The following is an 11,556-nucleotide window of genomic DNA, read 5'->3' as shown; positions in this document are numbered from 1 at the left end:
AATGTAAGGTCGCGTATAAAGTCGGACCTATCATCACCAGTCAGAGACCGTCAGGCGGCCCTCGCCGGAGGAATACGAACGGCAAGCCACCGAGCGCAGGAGGTTGCGCGCCAGACCAAGCTGATCCGGCAGGCCTGGGCGGACAGCGGCAAGGTCCATGGCGACTGCAAGCTGACAGAGGATCTGCGCGATAAGCGCGAGGAGATTTCTGAGACCCGGGTGGCCCGGCGTGCATCGCTGGCCGGGATCGCTGCTCAAGTGGTCGACAGGCGCCGTCCCGGCCGATACGGCGGCTAACCCGATGTTGTGGCCGAGAGCCTCTCCCATCTCCCGATACGGGAACCCATCCGACGCCGAACCGACCCGGCCCGCGACGACGCCCGGCAGGACGGGTTCGGGAACATCGAACTCTTCCACGATCCGAAGCGCAGACACGCGAACAACGGCATGTTCTCGACCGTTGACTTCGAAACCAGGCAGCAGAAACCCACCACAGCAGGTGTCCAGGAAAGTCGGTGCTCAGGTCAGGCGCTGAACGTCGATATGAACGGATGCCTGGGCATGTTCAGGTTGAGGCGAAGGCGGGCTGTTCCTGATCAGTGTTTCCTCAAGGGACCCCTGTTCTCGATGAGAAGACCATGCAGACCGTCCCCTCACACGAAGTCGAAATCGCTGCTGGTGACCGTGGTGGACAGCGTGTCGGCCAACGTCACCTTGTCGGTGCTTGTGGTCAGCGTGATGATCGTGTGATTGCCGCTTTGGGTCACGCTCACATCGGCCATGCTGTTCGCTCCGCTGTGGCCCGAGAAATCCAGACGGTCGACGCCATCGGTGAAATCCTTCACCACGTCGCGGCCAAAATTGTCGGTCCAGACGAAGATATCTGCCCCGGCTCCGCCAAAGTAGAAATCATTGCCGATGCCGCCGTCCAAGGTGTCATTGCCTGCGCCTGCGATGATCGCATCGGCCCCGCCGCCCCCGAAGATCCTGTCGTCGTCGTTGCCAGCAAAGAAAACGTCTCCCACGCTGCCGCCTGTCAGCGTGTCATTGCCGTCCGAGCCCACCAGGGTGATTGACGTCGCCATGCCTGTGGCATCAATGCTGTCGTCGCCCGTCAGGCCATTGATCCGTTCGACGTTCAGCCATGACCCAACGGACAAGGCAATACCTGTCGTTGCCGAGATCACTGCCTTGTCGAACCCGGCTCCGCCATCGCTGACCACATCACCGCTTTCGCCGATGTAGAACACGTCGTTGCCGCCACCGCCATCGAAGGTGTCGTTGCCCGCGGCCCCCAACATGATGTCGTTGCCATCGTTTCCTGTCAGCGTGTCGTTGCCATCGCCACCGATCAACACGTCATTGCCAAAACCGCCGATCAGTGTGTCGTTGCCAGCATCGCCGAACATCAAAAGCCCTTGGGCCGCCGTTGAAGCGTCGATCTGGTCGCCGCCCGAGAACCCGTTGATCCGCTCAAGCCCACTCCAGCCGTTCAGCGACACCGAAATGCCCGCCGCGTTGCTGATCTGAGCCTTGTCGTAGCCATTGGCGCCGGTGTCGTTGACGGTGTCGAATTGGTCGATGACGTACAGATCCGAACCGTTGCCGCCGTCCATCGTGTCTGCGCCGTTGCCACCGAACAACTGGTCCGGGCTGTCGCCGCCCTCCAGAATATCGTTGCCAGAGCCGCCAAACAGAAGGTCATCCGCATAGTTGCCAATCAGGTGATCATTGCCGCCTTGGCCAAACAAGTTGTCTGACCCGCCGCCGCCGTCGATGATATCGTCGCCATTGCCGCCCGTGATGACATCGTCGCCGCCAAATCCGTTCAGAATATCCGGACCGTCGCCGCCACGGATGTCCTCGGCTACGTTTGTGCCGTTGACCGTTCCGCCTCCGGCAGGGGCCGTCAGGATTGGCGCTGTCGGAACAACCGTCACGGTGACGGTTGCTTCACCGCTGTCGTCTGTTCCGTCATTTGCGATGTAGGTAAAGCTGTCCGTGCCAGAGAACCCGACGTTGGGCGTATAGGTAAAGCTGCCATCGCTGTTGAGCGTCACACTGCCGTTGGCTGGCCCGGTTTTGACAGTGGCAGAAAGCGCATCCCCATTCACATCGGAGTCATTGGCCAGTATCCCGGCGGCAGATACCGTAAGCGTCCCGTCTTGGCCGACCGAATAGGTGTCGTCGACAACCTGGGGCGCGTTGTTGGCACCGGTCAGTTGCAGACGCGCAAACTGGGTTTGGTTCACGCCGACCAGCCGGACGATTTGAGTGTCACTCAGGCTGATGATCGTGCTGACAATCGTCACGGGAAGCGCAAGATCGGACAAGTCGATTGCAGCAAAGTCAGGATTGATCCGGGCAAATTCAAGTGCAATCGGATCACCGAAGCCAAAGGTCTCGGAGACGTATTCCGCATTGGAAAACGCTGCGTCGATTTCGGATTGGGCAAAGGCGCGCAGATCCAGGGTGTCCTGGGTGACATCGAAATCCGTGATCGTGACGATGCCGTCATTTGCACTGATGGTGAAGTCGTCAAAGCCTGTGCCGCCGGTCAGGCGATCAGAAGCACCGCCGCCATCCAGAACATCGTCGCCTGCGCCACCGTCCAGGGCATTGGCATATGTGTTGCCTGTGAGATGGTCATCGAAATCCGTTCCAATGACCGCTTCTGTCGAGGTCATCGTGACGATATTTCTCAGGCTTCCGCCGGATTGCAGGATCCAGCTCGACGTGTCGGTGGTCGCGGCAACCGCGCGCGATGCCCCCCCCTCAGAGGCCAGAGGCGCTTCGACCAGATCGACAACCACAGCCGACTGACCCTTTGACAGATCCAGCACGTCATCGCCCAGACCCGCGTCGAACTTGGCTGTGCCGCCGGTATGGATCAGGGTGTCGTTGCCATCGCCCCCGGCAATCTGGTCATCGCCAGCCCCATCAACAAGCGTGTCATCGCCGGACATGCCAAACAAAAGGTCATCGCCATCACCGCCGTCGAGGCGGTTGTCTTCACCGTCACCCGCGATCACATCGTCAAACGCGGTTCCGATGACGTTTTCAACACCGGTAAAGCTGTCTCCGGCAGCATCGCCCTGGGTACCTTGGTTGGTGCCGAGATCCAGCGCGACCAGTGCACTTGCGGATGCAAAGCTTGCAGTATCGAGCCCGGCGCCGCCAACGAACTGGTCCGCACCCGCGCCTCCGATCAATGTATCATTGCCATCGCCGCCCGAAAGGATGTCGTCGCCGTCTGCACCTTCGATCAAATCGTCGCCACCAAGCCCATCAAGGATGTTGGCGGAATCGTCACCAGTCAGGACGTCCGCAAACTGGGAGCCGACGACATTTTCGATCTCTGAAAGAACGGCTAGGCCGACTGCGGCGGCGCTGGCCGTCGCCAATGTGTTTGCACCGGTCCCGGTGGATGTCAGGTCAACGCTGACACCGGTTGCCACATTCGAGAAACTGGCCGTGTCGCTGTCCGCTCCGCCGACCCAGGTGTCAAAACCACCGCCATAGGCAAACACGTCGTTGCCGGCGTCTCCGTAGACCTCATCGTCACCGCCGCCGTCACTGAACATGTTGCCGCCGTCGGTGCCGCGCAACCGGTCATCGTAGTCTGTGCCGATCACGCTTTCGACGTCGCTGTCGGGCAGGGTGGTCAGAACCCGTTGAACCCCTGTATTCCAATCGGTGCTGTCGCCCGTCGTGACAGATTGCGTGGTTTTCGACAGATCGGCATCAATCGCAGATCCGAGGCCCGAGTAGTCAAGCGTATCGTTGCTGTCACCGCCCATGACGATGTCTTCACCGCCGGCATAGACAATCAGGTCATCGCCAAATCCGCCAGCAATCGTGTCGTTGCCAAAGCCCCCGTTCAGGACGTTGTCCAGAGCGTTGCCAAGCAAGGTATCTGCAAATTGGCTGCCGATCAGACGCTCGATTTCGGTGACGATGTCATTGCCATCCCCGATGTCAAGACTTGCAGTCACGGCACCGGTCGCGCCTGAATAATCAAGCGTATCAGAGCCATAGCCGCCGGAATAGGTGGTCACGCCGGAATGAATGCGGCCTGCAAACCGGTCGTTGCCATCGTTTCCAGCCAACGTGTCAGAACCACCCGTGCCGCCATCAAGAAGGTCATTGCCACTCGCGCCAACCAGGGTGTTGTCCCCGCCGTCACCAACCAGATGGTCATCAAACTGCGAGCCGATGACGGATTCTATGCTGGTGAACTGTCCGATCGTCCGCAGGCCTGATGACGGAAGCGCCGTGCCATCGGCTGTACGCGCTTCGTTGCTGGCAGACAGATCAACCAGAACCGAAGACGTGAACTGTTGGTAGCTGACAGCGTCAACACCGCCGCCGCCGTCATAGGTGTCCATGCCACCGAAATACGAGAACGTGTTGGCGGACGCGTTGCCAAGCATCGAGTCGTCACCTGTGCCACCGATAACATTCTCGATGTCAATCAATGTGTCCGTCCCGATTTCGGAACCGGCAACCGTGTTGGCGTTGAGGTCAACCGATACACCTGCCGTCGTGTCGGTGTAGGAAGCGCTGTCGAGCCCATCCCCGCCATCCAGAACGTCATCGCCAGCGCCGCCCATCAACAGGTCGTTGCCGTTGTAAGCATAGAGGGTGTCAGCGTCATCGCCGCCGCTCAGCATATCGTTGCCGTCACCGCCGAATATTGTGTCCTGGCCAGCCTCGCCATACAGGGCGTCATTTCCAAGATCACCGTCCAGAATGTCGTCGCCGGCGCCGCCCCAGTAGATGTTGTCCCGAACACCGCCGTTGATGATGTCGTCAAACTGCGTGCCAATGATATTCTCGATGCCCGACAACACATCATCGTCACCGTGGGTGTCCACAGCCGTTTCCTGCCCCGGCGTGAATAGGTCGAGCACAATCCCGGACGAGCCTGTTTCAAGGCTGTAGTCCACGGTATCAAAGCCACCGCCGCCGATCAGAATGTCCTTGCCTGCGCCGCCGGTCAGAACGTCGTCGCCGTTGTCGCCGTCAAGCTGGTTGGCCAGTCCGTCACCGACGATCACATCATCGAAAATGGATCCGCGGACATTCTCGATCGTGGCCAGTTGTGCCAGCGTGCGAAGTGGACCGAGTGTCGGATCCAGATCCACACCGTCGCGGGTCACGGCTTCGTCCACTGCGGTCAAATCAACCTGAACGGCAATATCCAGTTGATTGAAGTCTACAGTGTCGCTGCCCGCATCCCCAGAATAGCTGTCCAGGCCAGACCGATAGGTGAAGATGTCGTTGCCAGTACCTCCACGGGCAGTGTCATTTCCTGTGCCCGCATCAAAAATGTCGGCACCATCGCCGCCCTCAAGAAGGTCGTTGCCGGCACCGCCGCCAAGGAAATCGGACCCGACGCTTCCCCGCAACGTGTCGTCACCCATGCCGCCCGACATCTGGTCGTTGCCTGCACCGCCTTCGATCAAATCGTTGCCGTGGCCGCCGATCAGCTGATCGTTCCCGCCGCCACCCAACATCGTATCGTCACCGGCAAAGCCCTTGAAGATGTTTTCGGCGTTGTTGCCGATGAAGCTGTCGTTCAGATCAGATCCTTCGATCTGCTCGATCGACACCAGAAGATCCCGGTCGCCAGAGCCTTGGATGGCGCTTTGCGTGCCAAGATCCACCTGAATGGCTGCTGTATTCTCTTGGTATGAAACAATATCCTGACCCGCGCCGCCTTCGAATATATCCCCTCCGGCACTGGCCTGGAAGAAGTCGTCTCCGCCAAACCCGCGGAAGAAGTCTGAGCGATCTGTCCCCATCGGCGCCAGATCATCATCTGGCGTGCCAAGATAGGTGATGCCAACGCTGGAGCCGGGACTAACGGCCCCAAGGCCCGAGAAATCCTTGTTGAAGGCACCATCCATGGCTTCGAAGGTGAAATTCATGCCAATGGTCGGATCACCCTTGAAGTAGTCCATGATCCGGACAGAGTCAGTGCCTGCGGTCACAAGCAGGTCAATGTCGTCCAGGCTGAAGGACAGGTCGTTCGTCGTGTGCGCCGTGAACAACATCCGGGAAGATCCAGCAGTTTCGCCCGCGATCGTATCGGTGCCAAAGTTCGCGCCAAAGACATAGACGTCGTCGCCGACGCCACCTGACAACAGATCATTGCCCTCGCGCCCGACCAGCGCGTCATCGCCCGCACCGCCAAAAAGAACCCCCAGCGCGGTGCCGCCGACCAACACATCATTGGCTTCGCTGCCGGACATGAAGGTTTCTTCGATCCCGGTGAATTGAACGGAAGCTGCCCCGTGCGTGACCTTCACCCAGGCATCGGTGGCGACCGTGTAAAAGTCTGTAAACGCGGTGAAGCTCGGGACACCAGTAACCATCGAGACTGCCGAGTTCACCAGGGCGGTCGCCCCGTCCATCACGCTGAATACCGCCAATTCCAGCGCATCGTCGCTGCCGCTGATCGTCAGGCTGTCAACGCTGCCGGTGCCACCGTCGATCGTGTCATTGCCGCCGATATGCGTGAAAGTATCGTTGCCGCCTTCGCCCATGAAGTAGTCGTCGCCAAGCCCGCCGATCAGCTTGTCGTTCCCGTGCCCTCCATAGGCGACGTTGCCTTGACCTGTTGCAAGGGCGGTTGTGCCATCCCCTTCATAGGCAGTGGCCACAAGTTCGCCGCCAATGAAGGTGTCGTCGCCGGAGCCAAGCAGAACGTGCATCCGTTCGAAATCGGCAATCCGTGTGCCCTGGCCAATGTCGTAGCCGACCCCGGACGCGTAGGTCACATCAAGGAACAGGTCCTGGGAAAAGCCCCTCAGATCCGCGACAAACACATCCTGGTCACCGTCCCGCTCGCCGCCCACATAGGCCACACCGTTCTGGTAAACGACCAATTCGTCATAGGCGTCCGTACCTGCGATATCGACGCTTTCAATCTCGCTGTAGGTTACGTGTTTCAGAGAGGGGTCTTCGCGATTGTTCGGGTTTCCGGGGGTCGAATTGTAGTACTTCCAGGTTGTTGCGGTCAGGGATTTCTCGGCAAGTTCCTGCATCGCGTCGCGACCGCCATCGGCCCAGACCTGGCCCTTGGGGTTGATGGTCAGCATGTCGGCGCCGGTGTCATCCAGCAGACGCACGCGGGAATGGCCGGAGCCGCCGTTGATGATCAGGTTGTCGTTTTCCTGGACATTCTGAACCAGCTGACCGTTCTGATAGAAGTTCCCGGCTTCGGTCCCGCCAATGATGTCGTCGTAGCCTTGGGAGTCCCAGATGATGATGTCACTGCCGGACTGTCCGTCCAGATGGTCGTTGCCGTCCAACCCATACAGAATGTCGTTGCCGTCGCCGCCGAAGAAATAGTCGCCGTACTGACCGCCGACCAACAGATCCACACCGCTGCCGGCCTGGATTGTCGCCATTTCAATGCCGCGCAGGAACACCCCGTTGTCGAGGAGATACCCCTCGTCGTCGTTGTAGTTCCCCGGAGGGCTGATGCGGAATTCAATGCCGACGTTCTGAGAGCCGAAGTCAGCAACGAAGCGGTCGAAATCCTTGGAAATCGCTTCCCCCGCGTCATACAGGTTGCCGCCCTGATAGATCAGGATGTCGTCCCCGGCTTCCGAGCCGATGACGTTGACCTTCTCGATCTCGCTATAGCTGACACTGTCCGTCCCGAACGAGGCCTGGGTTACAGCCGCTTGCGACGACATCGCCAGAATGTTCAATTGGGTTGCCAGGTTGGTGGTGATTTGCCCGAAGGCCGTCCCCAACACGTTGCCCTGGTCATCAAGGAAGGTGTAGCCAAGCGATCCGCCGGACTGGAACGCACTGGTGTCAGCATCGATCGGGCTTTGGAACGCCCCGATGTTCAGTGTATCGACACCGTTCCCGCCGATAATCGTGTCCGCGCCATTGTCTTGCCACAGAAAGATATCGTTACCTTCACCGCCGTCCAGGGTGTCTGCAACTGAATCCACCCCGCCGTACAGGTAGTCGTTGCCGTAGGCCCCGAATACATAGTCATCCTCATCGCCACCCGAGATGATGTCATTGTCGTCTGTGCCGATGACGTGAATGCGTTCGATGTTCCGGATGACCACGTCACCGAAATAGGATTCCTGGTCCGAAACCGCCAGATTCAGGCCGCCGCGCGCGCCCTTGTCGTACTGCCAGGCTTGAAAATCACCGATGAACGTGTCGCTGCCAGCCCCGCCGTCGTAGCGGGTGCCACCCTGAAACACCATCAGGTCGTCGCCGCCACCGCTGCCACTGTCGACATTGACACTGACGTATTCAACGTCACGCGAAATCTCGATCCGGCCTTGCTGCGAGCCACCGTTCAGTAGGAGGTAGTGATTGGGTGCGAAGAAATCATCGCTGCCGTCGTCATTGGTATCGATCCCGAATGAGGGGTCGTCTGCACCGTATGTGTCAGCGTAATCTTCAAGATTTGCGCCATAGTATTGCAAAAGCGTGCTGAAATTTGCGTGGGTATCGTCTGCACCAATACCTTCTCCGCCGAACACATAGCCGGCGAGGGTGTCATCAAACATGTCATAGCGCAGTCCCTGCACGCCTGAACGTACAAACACATTGTCAATGCCAGTGCCGCCAAAGATGTAGTCGGTGAATTTCGCCCCAGGATTGGGAATGTTGCCCAGTTCAACGATGGCCACATCATCGCCAGCACCAAGACGCACATAGTCGTCCTCAATATCAACCGGTTGCATGCCTGCAGGCCCATTGGGGACAAAGTAGACCAGCTTGACAATATCATCCCCACCATTGGTCAGGATCACATCGCTTTTGGTCCCCGCAACAATATAGTCATCCTGATTTCCTGTCAGGATCGCCATGGCCTCGACGTTGATGACGTCAATGGATTCGCCGGCATATTCCAGCGTGACACCGCCCTTTGTATTCGGGTCGCCATCATTGTCGCGCAGGATCGAATTCGGCAGATCCCAATACACCCCGGTACCCCAGGTCGCGAGGTTGGCGACGAACAGGTCATGGGAATCGTTTTCGTTGCCCCCACCGTCGAAGAACTCGCCGCCTTGACCATCTGCGTCCGCGAAGTCGTGATAGGAATAGACCAGAACGTCCCCGCGCACACCGCCGATGACATTGGCCACGTTCCGGGATGTGAAGGTTTTCCCGTTGTATTCGTAGGTGTACGAGTCCGCGAAACGCGACGCGAAGATGCCGTCGTAAAGCGATTGAATGCCGCTGTCGTGGTTCAGGAAAACACCGGTGGTCAGATTTGATTGCGGCAAGGTGATATTCAGATCAGCCCGTACCGGGGTCAGATTGACACCTTCAACAGCATCGGGGGCGATCAGGACGCGGCTTTTGTTGCCGTATTTCAGAGTGACCGAGTCCCATGTGATCGCGCCTGCCCAGGTGAACAGAACCTTCTGGGTCTCGTTGGAGTAGTCGATGACAAAGTCATCCTCGGCGCTGACTTCTGCCTGCGTAGGTTTCTTGAGATAGGCATTCCCAGGATCAAAGGAATCCGCTGCGGCAGTTCTGGCCTGAAAACCCGCCTCGATGAACCCGTAGGCCGCATGTTCGGCAGAGGGCAAACTTCTGTCCCAACCGGTTGGGGCAAGATTTCGGTGCGCATAGAAGACGTCATAGACTTCTGTCTGGGTTCCAAAGATCGAACCGCTGACAGGAAAGGAATCATAGTACAGACCATCGATATCGATGTCGTAACCGCCTTCGGGGAATTCATAATCCCAGACCGGACCGAAATCGAACTCCAGGAATCCGGGCACAAGATCGCCGCCGAAGCTGCCGCTCAGGATATCGATGGTGATCTTGGAATTTACGTTCAGACCCACTGAATGCGAAAATACGCCTGATCCTACCGAGTATTCAGCTGTGATAAGCGCGTTGCCATACCCGACGGCGGGCGCCGTCAGGCTAAGCACGTCGCCAAGGTTGCCGTACACCGTTGTGTCGTCTTTCGGATCGTTGGGAGTGCCATTGTCCGTTGTCAGTGCAATGTTCACATCCGGGACAATCGAAGGCCCCGGTTCTGTAATGTCCAGTTTGACCTGTTCACTCAGAGCGACCCCGATCGTCCCTTGAACGTCAACCATCGTGAACGAGAACTCGATGTCACCGCCCCCGACTTCCCACTCATATTCCGCGAAAACGACCCGTTCGAGAAATTTGACCCCCGCTGCAACGTAGGGGTTCTTGATATAGCCCAACAGCTCGGTCAGGATGTTGTCCAGATCGGCATCCAGCGTTGCAAAGCGCGTGTCCGAGACACCACTCCCTGAAACCACGCCCGATCCCTCGGAAGAGCCTTCGGTGTCTGCGCCGGTGGGTAGCCCCAGATAGAACTCGATCCCCCAACCTTCAACTTCTGCATTGTACGTCGGCTTATCAATGGACACGTCCAACAACGGGCCGCCGAGGTCGAGATCGATCAGAGGGATGTTGCCAAAAGTGAAATTGTCGACGCCGCCGGGGATGGGACCATAAAATCCGATGCCCTTCAGACCTGCCTTGAACTCTGCAACCAGGTCCAGACCTGCGGTGACCAGCTTTTCCGGATCATCGGATTCGGCGTTGCCAAAGCCGATCGAACTGATGTCGGCCGAGACCACGTAGTAGTCCGAGAAGTCGAAAACCATCTGATCGGCAGCATAGACAGCGTAGGGCAGATCGATGTCGACCGAGATGTCGTAGTCTGCCTGCCAGCTTCCGGTCGAACCTATATCGGCCCAGGCCACCAGCCCGAACCGGGCTTCCATATAGGCTGTTGCGCCGATGTTGGTGTTGAACTTGCTGACGCCGATGAATTCTTCAAGGCTCGGCAGTTCGTATACCAGAAGGTCGCCTGTGGTTAGGAAGCCGTCAAAGGCCTCACCCGGGGACCAGAGCGACTGGTTGGTCGCGGCGAAATTCAGGGTGGTGTTCTTCTTGGCCATTCAATCCTCGCATGTGCAGAAAGAGCAGAGCAAAGAACTCAAAAGGACCAGAGGTATCCACCCTAGGTCACATCATTACAGAGTTTTCCCAAGTCTTGAAATTTTTTTGTGTCAGCAGCGGCGTGAAAGCCTGGCTCTGGGGCGGAGTAAATGCTGGCCGGTTTGAGCTGCTCCCCGAAATTCGGACGCTGTCGTAGGCTAGGATCTGCGGTTGGCTGATCTTCGACAAGAAAGAGATCAGAGACGTCGAAACGGAAACGCCCCCCCCGAGTTCAAGGCGAAGGTGGCGGGGTGGCGGATGGTCGAGGCGCTGAGGCCACCGTCTGAACTCGGACGCTCGCCGCGTTCGGTCAGCTGGTTTCGGTAATTGGCCACGTCCGTAGGGTGGACCTGCGAGAAGCACAAGCCGCCAGTTGATGCGTCGGAGATATAGCTGAAAGTTGGTGATGGCCCCTGAGGGCCGGCAAAGCATGGCGTTGTTCACGCGCCGCAATTCTCATTGAGAAAATGATATGCCACATGACGGCAAATACGTATCCCTCCGGTGGAGGCCGTCTGACGGGGTTTCAGCGTCGGTGCTAAGTCCGACCTTATGGCCGACCATAAGTTC

At 58.3% G+C, this 11,556-nt stretch carries 2 protein-coding genes; both read right to left on the bottom strand.

Annotated features, from left to right (window positions below):
- Positions 1-33 precede the first annotated feature (33 nt).
- The gene (locus AB0T83_RS19450) at positions 34-417 is read right to left on the bottom strand and encodes a hypothetical protein (RefSeq protein ID WP_366194872.1); all 384 of its coding nucleotides are present in this window, start codon (positions 415-417) and stop codon (positions 34-36) included.
- 236 nt (positions 418-653) lie between these two features.
- Positions 654-10,946 carry a cadherin-like domain-containing protein gene (locus tag AB0T83_RS19445; protein ID WP_366194871.1) on the bottom strand — a complete coding sequence of 3,431 codons (10,293 nt, stop codon included), beginning with the start codon at positions 10,944-10,946 and terminating at the stop codon, positions 654-656.
- Positions 10,947-11,556 lie beyond the last annotated feature (610 nt).

This window comes from Meridianimarinicoccus marinus, assembly GCF_040689105.1.
Classification (GTDB): Bacteria; Pseudomonadota; Alphaproteobacteria; order Rhodobacterales; family Rhodobacteraceae; genus Meridianimarinicoccus; species Meridianimarinicoccus marinus.
The sequence above is the reverse complement of the archived record's forward strand: the minus strand, read 5'-3'. Positions and strand labels throughout refer to the sequence as shown.

Bases quoted from the DNA above. Each gene is read 5' to 3' on its own strand.
- AB0T83_RS19445 (WP_366194871.1), bottom strand. From the start codon at position 10,946: ATGGCCAAGAAGAACACCACCCTGAATTTCGCCGCGACCAACCAGTCG.